Origin of the sequence: Gordonia sp. GONU, from assembly GCF_024733855.1 — a bacterium.
GTDB lineage: Bacteria > Actinomycetota > Actinomycetes > Mycobacteriales > Mycobacteriaceae > Gordonia > Gordonia amicalis.
On the sequence record NZ_JANRHB010000003.1, the window covers coordinates 128,707 to 147,443 of the forward strand.

The window sequence follows — 18,737 nt, forward strand, 5'->3', positions numbered from 1 at the left end:
CCTCACCCCGCCGCAGACGCGTACCCGCAACACCGATTCGTCGTTGGCCGAGTTGTTCGGCCGCACTGTCGCCGCGTTCGGCCGGCATCCGGCGGTGACCGACACGGTCTCGACCGTGGACTATGCCGAGCTCGACGTGCGTTCGGCCGAGATCGCGACCGCTCTTCAGGCGCGTGGTGTCCGTCCGGGCGATCTGGTGGCGGTGGCGCCGTCCCGGTCGGTGGATCTCGTCACCTCGATTCTCGGTGTGTTGCGTTGTGGTGCGGGCTATCTGCCGCTGGACACCACGAACCCGGTCGACCGCCTGCACTTCATCGTCACCGACGCCGCGCCGAGTGCGGTGATCATCGACGACTCCACCGCGGACTTCGAGCTGTGGTCACAGCTGGAGACGACGCCGGTGGTCTCGGTGGCCGAACTGGCCGCCGAGGGAGCCGGTGGGCGCCCGGCCCCGGTTTCGGTGCTTCCCGAGTCCCGGGCGTACGTGATCTACACCTCCGGCTCGACCGGGCGCCCCAAGGGCGTGGAGATCACTCATCGCGACGTGGTGACCCTGATGGACACCGCCGCAGGTGACTTCAGCTTCGACGAGACCGATGTGTGGACGCTGTTCCACTCGTACGCGTTCGACTTCTCCGTCTGGGAACTGTGGGGTCCGCTGCTGACCGGTGGCCGTCTGGTCCTCGTCGACCGCGACCTGGCCCGTTCCCCGGAGGAGTTCCTGGAACTCCTCGTGCGCGAGCAGGTCACGGTCCTGAGTCAGACTCCGTCGGCGTTCTATCAGCTGGCCGAAGCGCGCCGGCGTCGACCGGTGGCACTGTCGTTGCGCTACATCGTCTTCGGTGGTGAGGCCCTCAGCTTCGAGCAGGTCCGGCGCTGGTTCGACGACCATCCGGCCGAGACCACACAGTTGGTCAACATGTACGGCATCACCGAGACGACGGTGCATGTCAGTTTCCGTCCGCTGGATCCGGCATCGGTGGCCGCCGACGACGCGAGCTTCATCGGACGTCCGCTGGTCTCGCTGGGCATCCACGTGCTCGACGACCGCCTCCGGCCGGTGCCGGAGGGCGTCGTCGGCGAGATGTACGTGACCGGTGGCCAGTTGGCACAGAGCTACCTGAAGCGCGCCGGTCTCTCCGCCACGCGTTTCGTGGCGTCTCCCTACGGCGAGCCCGGGACGCGGATGTACCGCACCGGCGACCTCGCCCGCCGTGTCGCCGGCGACATCGAATACCTCGGTCGCGGCGACGCGCAGGTGCAGTTGCGCGGCTACCGCATCGAGTTCGGTGAGATCGAGGCTGCCCTGCTGGCGGTGCCCGGGGTGAGTGCGGCGGCTGCACGGGTCGTCGAGATCCCCGGCCGCGGTGAACAACTCATCGGCTACCTGGTTCACGATGTCGAGGCCGGCGAGCCGGTCGACGCCGCCGAGGTCCGTCGTATCGCCGGCCGATCGGTGCCGGCGTACATGGTGCCCGACCAGATCGTCGGCATCGGCGCCCTGCCGTTGACCGCGAACGGGAAGCTCGACCGGAACGCGTTACCGATCCCCGAGACGGGGGCGGTCGTCGACGAGGTGGTGGCCCCGGCAACTCCGGAGGAGACGACCGTCGCACAGGTCTTCGCCGAGGTCCTCGGCCTCGATGAGATCGGCGTGACCACGAGCTTCTTCGACCTGGGCGGCAATTCGTTGTCGGCCACCCGTCTGGCCTCCCGGGCCGCCGATGCGCTCGGTGCCGAGGTGTCGGTGCGTGACGTGTTCGAGTCGCCCTCGGTCCGTGATCTCGTGCTCGCGGTCGCCGGACGTGGCGCCAGCCTCCCACCGGTCGTCGCGGCCTCGCCTCGTCCCGACCGGATCCCCTTGTCCTTCGCGCAGAGTCGTATCTGGTTCATCAACCGCTTCCAGCCCGAGTCGGTTGCCTACAACATCCCGGCGGTCCTGCGGCTGACCGGTCCGCTCGACATCGAGGCGCTGCGCGCCGCGTTCACCGACGTCGTCATCCGGCACGAGGTCCTGCGGACCACCTTCCCGGACGATGCCGGCGTGGCGTATCAGCTGATCCACCCGGCGGACTCCGTCGCCGACCGCCTCGACTGGGCGATCGTCGACTCCGCGGCCGACCTCGAGACGGCCGCCGCCACCGGCTTCGATGTCACGGCACAGTGGCCGATGCGCGTGCGACTGTGGCAGATCTCCGACACCGAGTCCGTCCTGGCGATCGTCATCCACCACATCGGTGCCGACGGTGAGTCGCTGGCGCCGCTGGTGACCGATGTCATCACCGCGTATCAGGCCCGCCGCTCGGGTGAAGAACCTCAGTTCGCGCCGCTGGCGGTGCAATTCGCCGACTACGCGATCTGGCAGCACGCCGTCCTCGGCGACCCCTCGGACGCCTCGTCGATCATCGGCCGGCAGCTCAGCTACTGGACCGGACAGCTCGCCGGTCTCCCCGAGGTGATCGACCTCCCGGCGGACCGGCCGCGACCCGCGGTCGCCTCACACATCGGCGCACAGGTCGGCCTGCAGATCCCGGCCGACGTGACCGCCGCCGTCGAGGCGCTTCGCGCCGAGCGCGGGGTGACCGCGTTCATGGTCGTGCACGCGGCGCTCGCCGTGCTCCTGTCGCGCCTCTCGGCGACCGAGGATATCGCGGTGGCGACTCCGATCGCCGGTCGTGGCCAGCGCGAACTCGATCCGCTCGTCGGCATGTTCGTCAACACGCTCGTCCTGCGGTCGCACATCGACCCGAAGATGAGTTTCGACGACCTCGTCGCCGAGGTGCGGACCACCGACCTCGACGCGTTCGCACACGCGGACGTGCCCTTCGAGGCACTCGTCGAGAAGCTGAATCCCGTTCGTTCCGAGTCCTTCTCGCCACTCGCCCAGGTGATGCTGTCCTTCGACCCGGCCGCATCGGCCGGTGCCGCGGTGGAGAATGTCGCCGAGCTGGGGATCGCTCCGGTGGAACGCGATTCCGTGGCGGCACAGATGGACCTCACGTTCACGATCACCGCGAACGGTGCGGACAATCCGTGGGACGTCTCGGTCATCTACGCGACAGAACTGTTCGACGAGTCCACGGTCGCCGACTTCGGACGCCGTTTCGTCGACGTCCTGCGCGACCTCGTCACCAGGCCGGCCGCGCCGGTCGGCGACATCCCGCTGGTCGACGCCGAGCAGCTGGCGGTCATCTCCGCTGCCGAGCAGGGCGACCTGATGACCCTGCCGTCGTCGGTGTACGACGACCTCACGAACGTCGTCGCCGCGACGCCCGACGCGCCCGCGCTACGTGTCGGCGAACGCACGGTCTCCTACGGCGAATTCGGTGCACGGGTGTGGGGCCTCGCACGCACGTTGCTCGCCTCCGGGGTGCGCCCCGGTGACGCCGTGGGACTGTGCCTCCCGCGGTCGGTGGAACTGCTCGTCGCCGTCCACGCGACGATCGCGGCGGGCGCGCACTATGTGCCGATCGATCCGGCCGCGCCGCGCGACCGCGTCGAGTACATGCTGACCACCGCCGGTGTACGACGTGTCGTGGTCGCCGCCGGCCGCATTCCCTCGGCCGTCGAGGATCTCGGCGAGGTCGAGATCGTCACCTACGACGCCGGCGAGGTCATCGATCTGACGGCCGCGCCGGTCACCGATGCCGAACGCGGTCGGGCGATCCGGCCGGACGATGCCGCGTACACGCTGTTCACCTCGGGTTCGACGGGTCGGCCGAAGGGTGTGACCGTGTCGCACCGGGCGATGATGAATCGTCTGGAGTGGATGCGGGACTGGTATTCGATCTCCGATTCGGATGTCTTCGTGCAGAAGACGCCGGTGACGTTCGATGTGTCGGTGTGGGAGTTGTTCCTGCCGTTCGCGGTGGGGGCGACTCTGGTGGTGGCCGAGCCGGATCGGCATGGTGATCCGCGGTATCTGGCGGATCTGGTTGCTGCGGAGCGGGTCTCGGTGATCCATTTCGTGCCGTCGATGTTGTCGGTGTTCCTCGATGTGCTGGGTGATCGGGTGGGCGAGTTGTCGTCGTTGCGGTTGACGTTCACCTCGGGTGAGGCGTTGACGGCGGCGGTGGCGCAGTCGTTGCTGTCGGTGTTGCCGGATGTGGAGTTGCACAACCTGTATGGGCCGACCGAGGCCGCGGTGGATGTGACGGCGCATCATGTGGTGGCGGGGGAGCAGTCGGTGCCGATCGGTGTGCCGGTCCCGAGCACGACCACCTTCGTCCTGGACTCCCGGTTGCAGCTCGTCCCCTCGGGTGTGCCCGGTGAGCTCTATCTCGGCGGCGTCCAGCTCGCCCGCGGATATGCGTCCCGGTCCGGCTTGACCGCGGAACGTTTCGTGGCCGACCCCTTCGGCGAGAACGGTGGGCGGTTGTACCGCACCGGCGACCTGGTGCGCTGGAACGCGCGTGGTCAGCTGGAGTATCTGGGCCGCACCGACTTCCAGGTGAAGCTGCGCGGCCAGCGTCTCGAACTCGGTGAGGTCGAGGCCGTCCTCATGTCGGCGCCCGGTGTCCTGCACGCTGCGGCGAATGTCGCCAAGGTGTCGGGCGAGTCCCACCTCGTCGCCTACATCTCGCCCGAGACCGCCGATCTCGATCAGGTGAAGGCCGTTGCCGCACAGTCGTTGCCGGCCTACATGCGGCCCACGGTCTGGATGAGTCTCGAGCGTCTGCCGCTCAACAGCGCGGGCAAGGTCGCCCGGCGGCAACTGCCCGCACCGGAAATCGCCGTCGCGGAGTTCGCCGCTCCCGAATCCGACGTCGAGACCTCGATCGCCGCAGTCGTGGCCGACGTACTCGGCACCGATCGCGTCAGCGTGACCCAGTCGTTCTTCGATCTCGGCGGCAACTCGCTGTCCGCGGCGCGGGTCGCCGCACGCGTCGCCGATCTGCTCGATGTCGATGTCTCCGTCGGCGACCTGTTCGACGCGCCGTCCGTACGCGAGCTGGCCGCGCTGGTGGCGGGCCGTGGACGCAGCGTCCCCCGCGTCACCGCCATGCCGCGTCCCGACCGGTTGCCGCTGTCGACCGCTCAGAGCCGGATGTGGTTCATCAACCAGTTCGACACCTCATCGGCTGCCTACAACATCCCGATGGCGCTGCGGTTGACCGGCGAGCTCGATCTCGACGCGCTGGCCGGCGCAGTCGGCGACGTCGTGGCCAACCACGAGATCCTGCGCACCACGTATCCGAGTGACGACCAGGGTCCGCTGCAGCTCGTCACCGATCCCGAGACCGCGCGCGAACGCCTCGACTGGCGGGTCGTCGACACTGACGGAGACTTGTTCGCCTCCGCGACAACGGGTTTCGACGTCGCGAGGGAGTTTCCGCTACGCGTCCGGGTGCGGCGCCGCGACGAGGGCACCGTCGACCTGGTCATCACGGTCCACCACATCGCCTTCGACGGCGAGTCCACCCCGGTCTTCGTCCGCGACCTGCTCGCCTCCTATCTGCACCGCACGCAGGGCGGTCCGGCGGTGGCCGCGCCGGCGATCCAATACGCCGATTTCGCTCTGTGGCAACAGGAGTACCTGGGCGCGGCCGACGATCCCGGGGCGCCCATGGGGCGTCAACTCGACCACTGGCGCGACGTGCTCGCCGGACTCCCGGCCGTCACGGATCTGCCGATGGACCGGCCCCGTCCCGCGGTGCTCGACACCGCGGCGGCGGTCGAGACCGTCACCGTCGACGACGCGCTCACCGAAGCGCTCGAACGACTCGCGCGGGAACGCGACGTCACCCTGTTCATGGTTCTCCACGCCGCGCTGGCCGTGACCGTCGCGCGTCTCGCGAGCACGACCGATGTCGTCATCGGCACGCCCATCGCCGGCCGGACCGATGCCGCGCTCCACGACCTCGTCGGCATGTTCGTCAACACCCTCGTGCTGCGGACGGCCGTCGACCCGGCGTCGTCGGCGAACGACCTCATCGGCGCCGTCCGGGCCGTCGACCTCGACGCGTTCGCCCACGCGGACGCCCAGTTCGACGACCTCATCGAGGAACTCGCACCGGAGCGTTCGACCTCCTACCCGCCGCTGGTCCAGATCGCCTACACCCTGGTGTCCGGGAGCGGACGGCCCGAGGACCTCGACCGCATCGAGATGTCGGGACTCAGTGCCGAACCGCTCGGCGTCGCCGAACCGGTCGCGAAATTCGACCTCACCGTCTCGGTGGCCGAGCGCACCGCGTCCTCGCCGATGCGGGCCGACTTCCTCTATGCCACCTCGCTGTTCGACGCCGCCACCATCCGGCGGTTCACCGACGTCTTCCGTCAGGTGATCGCCGCGATGGCCACCGATCCGGCCCTGCCGGTCGGTGACATCGACATCGTCGGCATCGATGCCACTGCGCTGTCCGCACCGAGCCGGAACTCGGTCGGCGGGCTCGAGCCCGCCGCCGACGGCGGTGTCTCGGAGCCGGTGGCGCTCACCGAACTGCTGGCGCGTCGAGCTCTCGATCCGCAGCGCGCGGCCCTGGTCTTCGACGGCATCGAGGTCTCCTACGCCGATTTCGAAGCTCGCACGGACCGTCTTGCCCGGCAACTGATCTCACGCGGCGTCGGGCCGGGCGACGTGGTCGCGGTGGGCCTCGAACGATCGATCGGTTCGGTCGTGGCCGTGTTCGGCGTGATCAAGTCGGGCGCGGCCTACGTGCCGATCGACCCCGCTTATCCGGACGACCGGATCGCCTACATGGTCGCCGATTCCGGTGTGCGACTCGGCCTCACGGACTCCGGGACGCGTCATCGCCTCGGCGAGTCCGCCTGTGACTGGCTGTCGCTCGACGACCTCGACGATCCCGCGGTGACCGCGACCCCGCTGACCGACGCCGACCGGCGCGCCCCGGTGGGACTGGACGACCTGGCGTACCTCGTCTACACCTCGGGCTCCACCGGCCGTCCCAAGGCGGTCGGCGTGACGCACCGTGGCATCGCCAACTTCGTCGACGCGCTGACCGAGGTCACCGGCACGCCCGAACAGGCGCCGGACACCCGTGTCCTGCACGTCGCCTCACCGAGCTTCGACGCGTCGGTGCTGGAGATGATGTGGTCGATCGCGATCGGTCACACGCTCGTCATCGCGCCGGCGTCGGAGTACGCCGGCGAGGCGCTGGGTCGGGTCCTCGAACGCGAGCGGGTGACCGACACTCTCATCACTCCGACAGTGCTCGCCACCGTCGACCCGCGACACGGGCGCTTCATCCGCAACCTCGTCACCGGTGGTGAGGCGTGCCCGCCGGAACTGGTGGCGCGCTGGAACTCGCCGGCGGATGCGGAGTCCGGCCGCACGATGTACAACTTCTACGGTCCGTCGGAGGCGACCGTCTGGGCCACCACGGGCCTCTCGGAGGTCGGTCGTCCGGTGACGATCGGCCGACCCGTTCGGGGTTTCGCCGCCTACGTTCTCGACGCCCGGCTGCATCCGGTACCGCAGGGAGTCGTCGGCGAACTGTATCTGTCCAGTGCGGTCTCACTGGCTCGCGGATATCTCGGCCGGCCCGACCTCACCGCCACGTCGTTCGTGGCCGACCCGTTTGCCGCCGAGCCGGGCCGCCGGATGTATGCCACCGGCGACCTCGTCCGGATCACCGCCGATGGCGAGATCGAATTCGCCGGTCGTGCCGACCATCAGGTCAAGATCAACGGCCAGCGGGTGGAACTGGGCGAGATCGAGTCCGTCCTCGGGGACCAGCCCGGAGTCGGTTCGGTCGTCGTGCTCGGTGTCGACGACGAGCACGGGCGCACCCGCCTGGTCGCGTACCTGGTGGGCGAGTCCGACGGGCTCGACGCCGACGCCGTCCTCGCCGGTGCCGCGGATCGTCTTGCCGGACACATGATCCCGCACCATGCGATGGTGCTGGACGAACTCCCGGTCACGCCGGGCGGCAAACTCGACCGCCGCGCACTGCCGGCGCCCGAGTTCATCGCGCCGGCGGACGGCCTCGTGGCCGCGGCGACGCACGCCGAAGAGACGCTGGCCGCGATCGTCGGCGGCCTCCTGGGCGTCGACACCGTCTCGGTGACGGAATCGTTCTTCGCCCTCGGCGGCGATTCGATCATGTCCATCCAGCTGGCCTCCGCCGCGAAGGCGGCCGGGCTGCCGCTGTCGCCGCGAGAGATCTTCGAGGAGAAGACCGTCCGGGGTATGGCCCGGGTGGCGTCGGCCTCGGGGGCCCGTGTCCCGATGCTCGACGAACCCCAGGGCGGGGGGGTCGGCGACGTCGTGTTGCCGCCCATCGTCTCCTGGCTCGTCGAGGCGGCGCAGACGCCTGCGGACCTCGCGGACTTCAACCAGTCGATGGTGCTGTCCGCGCCGGCGGGCCTGACGGTCGAACATCTCGGGGAGATCCTCGCCGCGGTCGTGACGGCTCATCCGATGCTCTCGGCACGGTTGCAGCGCACCGACGGACGCTGGACCCTGCAGACCGGCACGCCCTTCGATGCCGGGACCGCCGTGCGCGCGGTCGGTGTCGACGCAGGAGTGGGGTCGGACGACTTCACCGACGCCGTCGTCGCCGCGCACGCCGATGCCGCACGCCGCCTCGACCCGGCAACGGGCCGGCTGGTGGCCGCCACCATCGTCACCGGCGCCGACGGCGCCGGTCGGATCGTGCTCGTCATCCATCACCTCGGTGTGGACGCCGTGTCCTGGCCGATCCTCATCGAAGACCTGCTGACCGTTCACGCACAGCTGGACGCCGGTCAACCCATCGCGGTCCGCGCCGTGGAGACCTCGCAGCGAGCGTGGCAGCAGGCGCTCGCGGCGCAGACCGACGCACGACGGGCCGAGCTCGCGCACTGGGCGGACCGGGCCCCGCTCGTGCCCACCGACTTCGGTGCGCCGCTCGATCCGGTCCGTGACCGCTACGGAAACCTGACGACGATCGTCCACCGGGTCGACCCGTCGATCACCGAAGCCGTGACGACGATTGTGCCCGAAGCCTTTTCGGCGTCCGTCACCGATGTTCTGCTCGGTTCGCTCGCCCGCGCGGTGCGGTCCTGGCAGCATGCGGCCGGCATCGTCGACGAGTCGCCGGTGACGGTGCTGTCCGAGGGTCACGGACGCTATGAGGAAGTCCTCCTCGACGGCGAGGACCCGCGACGCGCCGACTTGTCGCGCACGGTCGGCTGGTTCACGACCATCGCACCGCTGGCCGTCGACCCGGCGGGCGACATCGTCCACGCGGTCAAGGCCGCCAAGGAAGAACGCCTCGGCATGCCCGGGCAGGGCGTGGGTTACGGCCTGCTCCGGTACCCGGTCGACGGCGCCGGCGACGGGCTCGATGCCCACCCGCTCCCGTCGATCGCCTTCAACTACCTCGGCAACCGGGGTGGGGGCGCCGGTGACCAGGTCGAGGCCGGGCCGGGCACGGCGGCGGAGACCGCCTTCCTCCCGGCGCCCGACGCACCATTCCTGCCGGCCACGGTGTCGGCCGGGGTGGCCGCCATGAGTGCGCTGACCATCAACGCCAGCGTCACCGGTTCATCGGCGGGTCGCGTGCTGTCGGCGAGTATCCAGTTCCCCGAGGCGATCCTGTCGCCGGCGGACGCGCAGGCGATCGCCGACCGGTGGTCGGCCGAACTCGAGTCGGTGGCACGTCTCGTGGAGTCGGGCACCGACGTCGGCCCCTCCCCGGCCGACGTCCCGGGTGTCGAACTCACCCAGGCGGACCTCGATTCCGTCGTCGAGCGGTTCCCCGGTGCCCGAATCTGGTCGCTGTCGCCGCTGCAGCGCGGCCTGTACTTCCAGTCCCAGTTCGCCGGCGACGACCAGCTCGACGTCTATGTCACGCAAGCGGTTCTGCACCTCGAGGGCGATGTCGATCTCGATCGTCTCCGCAACTCGGTCGTCGCCCTGCTCGATCACCATCCCACCCTGAAGTCCGGCTTCGTCCACGTCCCCGGCGGTGCGGTCGTGGCCGTCGTGCCGCCCACCGTCCCGCTGCGGTGGCGAGTCGTCGACATCGCCGACGATGCGGGGCGACTGCGGGAGGTCGAGGACGCCGACGTCCGCGTCGCCGTGGAAGCGGTGGCGGCCCAGGAGCGCACCGATCCGTTCGACCTGTCCGACCCGCCGCTGCTGCGCGCGGTGATCGTGCGACACGCTCGTGGGTCGAGTGTGGTCATCACCAACCACCACATCCTCTTCGACGGCTGGTCGGGGCCGCTGGTGCTGGCGGACCTGCTGGCCCTGTACGCCACGGGCAGTCCGTTCACCGGTCAGGACGCCGGTACCCGCACCGACTTCGGCGACTACCTGGCGCGCATCGCCGAGACCGATCAGGCCGAGGGGCTTGCGGCATGGGCGCGCGTCCTGCAGCCGATCGAGAGTCCGACCCTGGTCGCACCCGGGCTGGCGCCGGTCGTCGTCGACGGGGACCAGGACTCCGCGGAACACCTTCCGCGCGAGCGTCGTTGGGTCCTCGACACCGATCTGGTAGCCGGTCTCGAGCGCACCGCACGTACCTCCGGGACGACGATGGCGACGGTGCTGCAACTCGCCTGGGCAGTCCTGTTGTCGCGACTCACGGAGAACCGGGTCGTCAGCTTCGGTGAGACGGTGTCGGGTCGACCCGCCGACCTCGACGGCGTCGAGTCGATGGTGGGCCTCTTCATCAACACGCTCCCCGCGGTGGTCGACGTGGACCCGGACGCGACGATCGCGGAAGTGCTCGGTGCGCTGCAGTCCGACAAGACCGCGGTCCTCGACCATCAGCACATCGGGCTGCCGGAGATCCTCACCCACGTCGGCCGTCCGGCGCTGTTCGACACGCTGACCGTCCACGAGTCCTATCCCGTCGACAACGAGTCTCTCTCCAGCGGCGCCGCGAGTTCGGCTGTCGGACTGGTGATCCGAGACGTCGAGGTTTCGGACGCGACCCACTACCCGCTGAACCTGGCGACCTCGCCGAGCGCGGGCGGGATCTCGGTGCGGCTGACCTACCTGCCCGACGCCTTCGACGACGACCAGGTCGCGGTGTTCGCCCGCACCCTCGAGACGATCCTGCGGTCGATCGCCGCCGAACCGCAGACCCGGATCGGCGACATCGAACCGATGTCGGCCGAGGACATCGCCCGGATCGACGAATGGTCGACCGGTGTGGAACTGGCTCTGCCCGGTTCGCATGTGGCGGATCTCCTGCTCGATCGAGTCGCCGCTGCGCCCGCCGACCCGGCCGTCGTGACCGTGTCGAAGGAACTCACCTACGGGGAACTGGGTGGGCACGTCAGCGATCTCGCCCGCCGGCTGGTGGCGCTCGGCGTCGGCCCGGACGTGGCCGTCGGTGTCTGCATCCCGCGTTCGATCGAGATGATCGTCGCCGTGCACGCCGTGCTCACCGCGGGCGGGCAGTTCGTGCCGATGGATCCGCAGACCCCGGCCGACCGGGTCGACTACCTCGTCGACACCGCCGCGGTGGCGGTCGTGCTCGTCGGTCCGGGTGCGGTACCGGCCGGTGTCGAGGTGCTGGGTGACGACGTGCGGGTGCTCGGCGTCGACGCGTCCGTGCCGGTCTCCGGAGACCTCTTCGTCCCGACCGAGCGTCTGGCTCCGGTGCGTGCGGAGAACGCCGCGTACACGATCTTCACGTCCGGCTCGACCGGGCGTCCGAAGGGCGTCACCGTCAGTCATCGTGCGTTGCGGTCGCACCTCGAATACGATCTGCGCCGTTACGGATTCGGCCGCGACGACGTGATCCTCCAGGTGCTCGAGCTCACCTTCGACCCGTCGGCGGGCGAGATCCTGCGGCCGTCGCTGTGCGGCGGCCGGGTCGTCGTCATGGCGCCGGGGGAGCATCGCGATCCGGTGGCCGTCCTGCGCTACCTGACCGATTTCGGGGTCACCTCGGCGACGCTCGTGCCGTCGATGCTGTCGGTGCTGACCGAGGTCGCCGATCCGGCGGACCTGCGTCGCGTCTCGTCGTCCTTCCGGTTGCACACCGGCGGTGAGGCGTTGCCGCAGAGCGTCGCCGACACCGTCCACACGCTGCTGCCCGGCGTCGGTCTGCACAACCAGTACGGTCCGACCGAGACCACCATCTACGCGACCGTGTCGCGGACCGTGACCGCCGGTCAGGAGGTCTCCATCGGTGTTCCGGTCGCCAACACCGAGGCCCTCGTCCTCGACGAACGACTCCGCCCCGTCGCGCCCGGATTCACCGGCGAGCTCTACCTCGGCGGCGCCCAGCTCGCGCGCGGCTACGCGTCGCGCCCGGTCCTCACCGCCGAGCGTTTCATCCCCGATCCGCACGGCGAGCCGGGTGCGCGTCTGTACCGGACCGGCGATCTCGTGCGGTGGCGCGCGGATGGCGCCCTGGAGTATCTGGGGCGCACCGACTTCCAGGTGAAGCTGCGTGGACAGCGCATCGAGCTGGGCGAGATCGAGTCCGCGCTCGCCTCGGCTCCGCACGTCGTGCACGCCGCGGCCGCGGTGGTCGAGACGCCGGCGGGGCAGCAGCTCGTCGGCTACCTCGCGCCCGCGACCGTGGACCTCGAGGCCGTCAAACACCATGTCGCACAATCTCTGCCGGAGTTCATGCGGCCGGGTATGTGGGTCCTGCTGGAACAGATGCCCCTCAGCACCGCGGGCAAGATCGTCCGCCAGGAGCTACCCGCGCCGGAGATCGACCTGTCGGCGGTGGTCCCGGTCGACGGACCACGCGAGGCGGCGGTGGCCGCCGTGTACGCCGAACTCTTGTCGGTGTCCACCGAGGCCGTCGGCGCGACCACGAACTTCTTCGAGATCGGCGGCAATTCGCTGTCGGCGATGCGTGCCGCGGCACGCATCGGTGAGGCACTCGGTGCGGACGTGACCGTCCGCGATGTATTCGAGGCGCCGACGCCGCGGCTCCTCGCCGAGCTACTCGGTGGACGTGGCAGCGGGCTCGCCCCGATCGTCGCGGTTCGACCGCGGCCCGAGCGAATCCCGCTGTCCTTCGCGCAGCAGCGGATGTGGTTCATCAACCGCTTCGATCCGTCGCTGGCGGCCTACAACATCCCGGCGGTCCTGCGCCTGACCGGCGACCTCGACCCCGAGGCGCTGGGGTCCGCGATCGCGGATGTGGTTGCCCGACACGAGATCCTGCGCACGACGTATCCCGAGATCGAGGGAGTCCCGGTGCAGGCGATCGCCGGGGTCGAGCAGATCCCCGGTCACCTCGACCACGCGTTCCTCCCGCTCCTCGCGGACGCCGGCGAGAACAGCTGGAACGACGAGGTCGCTCGGGCCGTCACCACCGGGTTCGACCTCTCCGTCGACTGGCCGGTGCGGACGCGTCTCGTCCAGATCGGTGCGGACGAGTACATCCTCGTCGTGGTGCTGCATCACGTGGCGTCGGACGGGGAGTCGCTCGGTCCGCTCGTGACCGATCTGACCACGGCCTACCTCGCTCGTGCGGCAGGCGGGGCGCCGACGTTCGCCCCGCTGCCCGTCCAGTACGCGGATTACGCACTGTGGCAGCGTGCTGTCCTCGGCGAGGTCGACGACCCGTCGTCGCCGGTGGGTGCCCAACTCGCCTACTGGACGTCGCGACTGGCCGGGCTCCCCGATCTGCTGGAGTTGCCGACCGACCGCCCGCGTCCGGTGGTCGCCTCGCAGCGGGGCGCGCGTACCTCGTTCACGATCCCGGGCGAGGTCACCGCGCGCGTGGCGCAGATCGCCGAAAGCCACGGCATCACACCGTTCATGGTGGTGCACGCGGCGTTGTCGGTCCTGCTCGCGGATCTGGCGGGCACCGACGACGTCGCGGTCGGCACGCCCGTCGCCGGTCGTGGCGCCGAGGTCCTCGACCCGCTCGTCGGCATGTTCGTGAACACCCTCGTGCTGCGCACCGCGCACACGCCGGGCGACACCTTCGACGCGGTTCTCGAGCAGGTCCGCACCATCGACCTCGATGCGTTCGCGCACGCCGACGTGCCCTTCGAGACGCTTGTCGACCGGCTCAACCCGGTGCGGTCGGAGTCGTTCGCGCCGTTGGCGCAGGTGTGGCTGACGTTCGACCAGAGCGCGGTCGCGGAACTCGCGGGCCGCGATCTGAGCGCCGACCTCGGTGGCATCGCGGTGACCGGTGTGGACGCCGGGGAGGTGCCCGCGAAGGTGGACCTGCTGTTCTCGGTGGCGAAAGCCGATGCGGGCCAACCGTGGTCGGGGGCTCTGCAATACGCCACCGATCTGTTCGACGAGTCCACCGCGGCCGGATTCGCGGCGCGGCTGAACCAGTTGCTGGACTCTCTGACCGCGAACCCCGCATCGCCGGTGGCCGCGTCGTCGATCCTCCTCGACGGCGAGGCGGACGTGCTCGTGCCGGTGGGCGCGGTCGCCGCGGCCGACCCGGTGACGCTGGGCGACATGTTCGCGACCGCCGGTGCACGCTACCGGCGACGCACGGCCGTCGTGGACGCGTCGGGGGCCAGCCTGTCCTACGCGGCGCTCAACGAACGGTCCAACCAGCTCGCGCGGTGGCTGATCGGGCGCGGAGTGGGCACCGAAAGCCTTGTCGCCCTCGCCATCCCACGCTCGGTGGAGTTGCTGGTGGCGATCTGGGCGGTGGCCAAGACCGGTGGTGCCTACGTGCCGGTCGACCCGGACTATCCGCCGGAGCGCGTCGCGACGATGGTCGAGGACTCCGGCGCCGGCCTGGGACTGTCGGTGTCCGCGGCGGGTGACCTGCCGGAGCAGGGGTTCGGCTGGACTCGGCTGGACGACGAGTCGATCGCCGAGGAGATCGCCGGTTTCGACACGGCACCACTGGAACGCACCGAACTCCCGCTTCCGGTCCGGCCGGAGAATGTCGCCTACGTCATCTACACCTCGGGCTCGACCGGGCGACCGAAGGGCGTCGCGGTCTCGCACGAGGGGTTGTACAACTTCGCGGTGCGCAAGTCCGAGGCGCTCGGTCTCGAGGACGGTGTCGTGGTGATGGGATTCGCCTCACCGAGCTTCGACGCGTCGGTGCTCGAATACCTGCTCGCGACCGTCAACGGCGGAGCGCTGGTCTACCGTCCGGCAACCGCTGTCGGCGGAACCGAACTGCAGGACTTCATCATCCGGCACGAGATCGCCACGACGTTCCTCACGCCCTCGGTGCTGGCGACCCTCGACCCGGCGGGCCTGCCGAGTCTGGCCGCGGTGTCGGTGGGGGGCGAGGCCGTGCCGCAGTCGCTGATGGACGAGTGGTCCCCGCACACGCGTATCCAGAACGGATACGGGCCGACCGAGACCACGATCATGGTTGCCGTCGGCAGGCCGGCAGCGCCCGGGGAACCGGTACGTCTCGGCGGACCCCTGCCCGGTGTCGAACTGCTCGTGCTCGACGCGGCACTGCGGCCCGTGCCCGTCGGAGTGGCCGGTGAGCTCTATGTGCTCGGGCCCGCCGTGTCCCGCGGTTACCTCGCCAAGCCCGGGCTGACGGCCTCGCGGTTCGTCGCGAGTCCGCACCCGAGCCGCCATGGCGGAACGCGCAGCCGGATGTACCGCACGGGCGACGTCGTGCGCTGGCGGTACACCGCGACCGGAGAGCTGACGCTCGAGTACTCGGGACGCAGCGACGACCAGGTCAAGCTGCGCGGCCTCCGGATCGAACTCGGTGAGATCGAGGCGGTGCTGCGGTCGGCTCCCGGTGTGACGTCGGCGGTCGTCGTCGGCATCGGGGGATCGGTGGCCACGTCGCTCGCCGCCTATGTGGTCGGAGACCGCATCGAGACCGAATCGGTACGTGAACATCTCGTGGGACGGTTGCCCGCGCACATGGTGCCGTCGTCGATCACCGTCCTGGACGAGTTCCCGCTGACCCCGGTCGGCAAGCTCGACCGCGCGGCACTCCCGGAACCGGACGTCACTGCCGCCGAGTTCGTCGCACCGGAGACGGCCATCGAACAGGCCATTGCCGACGCCTATGCGGACGTGCTGGGTCTGGGCGAGGTCGGTGCGTCCGACAGCTTCTTTGACCTCGGCGGCAACTCGTTGTCGGCCACCCGGGTGGCGGCCCACCTGCGCGAGGGACACGGTCTGGACATCGAACTGGCCTGGCTGTTCAGTGACCCGACGGTGCGCGGTCTCGCCCGGCGCATCGCCGCGGACAACGAGGTCAGCAGTGACATCGTGATCACCCTGCGTGCGGAGGGGGCACAGGCACCGCTGTTCTGCGTGCATCCCGCGGGCGGTCTCGCGTGGTTCTACGGCGGCCTCGCCCCGTATCTCACCGATCGCCCGATCCACGGTCTGCAGGACCCGCACGTGGTGACCGGCGAACCGAGCATCACCGACGCCCGTGAACTCGCGCGGCGCTACGTCGAGGAGGTCCGGCGGATCCAGCCGCACGGGCCGTACCACCTGCTCGGGTGGTCGGTCGGCGGTGTCATCGCGCACGCGATGGCGACCCACCTGCGCGAACTGGGGGAGTCCGTGGCCTACCTGGGGATCATGGACTCCCGACCCGAGGACGAGCCGGTCGTCGTCGGCCACGACCGGCCGGTGGCTGAGGAGGCCGTGATCGAACCCGACGCCGCGACCGTGGTCGACGTCCTGGGCGGCTGGCGAGATCTGTTCGACCTCGGTGACGACGTGCAAGCCAGTACGTCCGAGGAGGTCACCGCGATCATCCGGGCGCAGATCGCAGGCATGGGACTGCTGGCCGAGGAGCAGGTGGAGCGGATCATGGACAGCTTCGATTCGTCGACGCAGGTCGTGCTGGACTACCGCCCGGATGTCTTCGACGGCGATGTGCATGTCTTCACCGCCACCGAGGACAAGGACGACCCGGCTCAGCTGGCCGCCGCCTGGCGGCCCTTCGTCGGCGGGTCCGTCGACAACGTCGACGTGCCCACCCACCATCTGGGAATGGCCAACGCCGAGGCCCTGGCCGTGATCGGCCCGGAACTCGACCGGCAACTGGCCGCCGTCGACCCCTCGATCGAAGACGGTCGAAGGACGACCGAGTGAGGAGCTCGCCATGACATCATCGTCATGACGACGACCAACGCCTGGGAGCGGGTCCTGAGGGACCCGCGGGCCCGGGAACAACCGAACGACGAGAAACGGGCGACGCCGTCGCCCACGGAAACAACTGGCCGGGTATCCGGCCGATGGAGAAAGGATCCACATGACGAATCCATTTGACGACGAAGACGGCCGCTTCTACGTGCTCGTCAACGACGAGAACCAGCACTCGCTGTGGCCGACCTTCGCCGACATCCCGGCCGGCTGGACAAAGGTGTTCGGTGAGGACAGCCGTGCGGCGTGCCTCGAATACGTCGAACAGAACTGGACCGACCTCCGGCCCAAGAGCCTCATCGAGGCCATGGAGGCCGACAAGGGCGCCGGCTCCTAAACCGCTTTGTCTGGTATCGATCTACCGGAATGTCGGGACGATCGCTTGTGAATAACAAGTTAAGCAAGGACTCGCAGTGAACTTCCGTAACTGGAGTCACAGCAGTAACATCAAGTTACATTTTCCTTGCAGGTTTGCTTGTGGAATGTGCCACAGATGCTGAAGCAAGAGTCCTCAAATTCCATGAGGTAGGGCACACTGTGTGGAAGGGCCGCAACGTACCAACGTCTGGGGAGGCGGGGACGCCGCGGTCACGCCGGTTAGGCGGGGGGAAAGGTAGTTGACCATGGACGATCTGCTGCACGACATCCAGAATCGTGGTGCGATCACGCCGCACCTTACTGCGGTGCGGCTGGGCGATACGGCGCTCACCTACGGTGAGTTGGCCGATCGCATCGAGGACTATGACATCGTGCTCGCCGAGCAGGGTCTGTCCCACACCGCTGCTTTCTACGCCGCGCTGCTGCACTGCATGCCGTCGCTGGCGGAGATCCGGCCGGTAGAGGCACGGCTGCAGGTCATCGGCGAGATCCAGGCGTGGCTCGGACGCGAGCGCGGAGAGGTCGCCGCGATGCGGCCCCGCCTTCGCGCCGTCAGCTAGACCGCGTACGCACGTCTCGACGGCGAGACCCGCCTGGCGCACACCGGGCGGGTCTCGTCGTCCTTGTGCTCTCGTACGTCCGGCGGCGATCCGCGCTTCTGCTGTCTCTGCCCGGCGGTGTCGGGTCAGAGGCCTACGAGCAACGCCAGGAACAGCAGGATCGGACCCCCGACCGCAACGCTTCCGGCACCGCACACGATGCCGGTGATCGCACGACCCTTCCCTTTACGCGCGGCGGGTTCACGGTTGATCTGCTTGATCGCCACGGCGCCGGACACGACAGCGATCATTCCCAGAACGGCACCGAGTCCGAGGGCGAGCGTCATCGGGACCGCGAGCAGGCCGGTGGTCAGCGCGAGCGAAGCGGCGGGCGCAACCGTGCGACGCGGGGCCGGCGGGGCGTAGGGCGGCAGGGAGACGGCCGAGGACTCTCGAAGACTCGTGACCGGCACCGGCCGACGGACCGATGGCCGAGCGGATGTTCCTGCGGTGAAGTTGTCCGCGGGCCTCTGGAGAGCGGCGTTCTGTAGTCCCCAGAAGTCTCCGACCGGTGGGAGGGCCGCATATTCCTCCGGATGCAGACGGGTGCCTGTCGTGACGCGCGTGGACGGATGCGCCGACGCCACCACGGGCGACTCTCGTGCCGGTGGTGGCGTCGGATCGTATGCGTCCCCCAGGCTCGGGAGGACGTTGTCGTCGAGATCGTTGACCGCCGGCCACAGTGCGTGGCGATCGGTGACGGCCGGCGGGAACGGCTGGGTCGAATCGTCGATGCGCATTCCCACCTCCTCACCCGTCGGCCCGGG

General features: G+C 69.4%; 4 protein-coding genes (1 of these 4 running past the window's edge). 3 read left to right on the forward strand and 1 reads right to left on the reverse strand.

Annotated elements, in window-relative coordinates; genetic code table 11:
* From NWF34_RS04190 to NWF34_RS04200, 3 genes are all read left to right on the forward strand, one after another.
* A protein-coding gene (locus NWF34_RS04190; protein ID WP_375295620.1) for a non-ribosomal peptide synthase/polyketide synthase crosses the window boundary here: on the forward strand, nucleotides 1-16,942 show its 3' portion. It extends 11,339 nt beyond the left edge of the window; only the last 16,942 of its 28,281 coding nucleotides appear in the window; its start codon lies off the left edge, out of view; its stop codon occupies nucleotides 16,940-16,942.
* Nucleotides 16,943-17,102: 160 nt separating this feature from the next.
* Nucleotides 17,103-17,330 (forward strand): MbtH family protein, encoded by a 228-nt coding sequence (locus NWF34_RS04195; RefSeq protein ID WP_024497698.1) that lies wholly within the window; start codon nucleotides 17,103-17,105, stop codon nucleotides 17,328-17,330.
* Nucleotides 17,331-17,616: 286 nt separating this feature from the next.
* Nucleotides 17,617-17,931 carry a hypothetical protein gene (locus tag NWF34_RS04200; RefSeq protein WP_024497699.1) on the forward strand — a complete coding sequence of 105 codons (315 nt, stop codon included), beginning with the start codon at nucleotides 17,617-17,619 and terminating at the stop codon, nucleotides 17,929-17,931.
* A gap of 125 nt (nucleotides 17,932-18,056) precedes the next feature.
* Here the strand turns inward: NWF34_RS04200 and NWF34_RS04205 are convergent, their stop codons facing one another.
* Nucleotides 18,057-18,710 (reverse strand): DUF4190 domain-containing protein, encoded by a 654-nt coding sequence (locus NWF34_RS04205; RefSeq protein ID WP_258324280.1) that lies wholly within the window; start codon nucleotides 18,708-18,710, stop codon nucleotides 18,057-18,059.
* Nucleotides 18,711-18,737 lie beyond the last annotated feature (27 nt).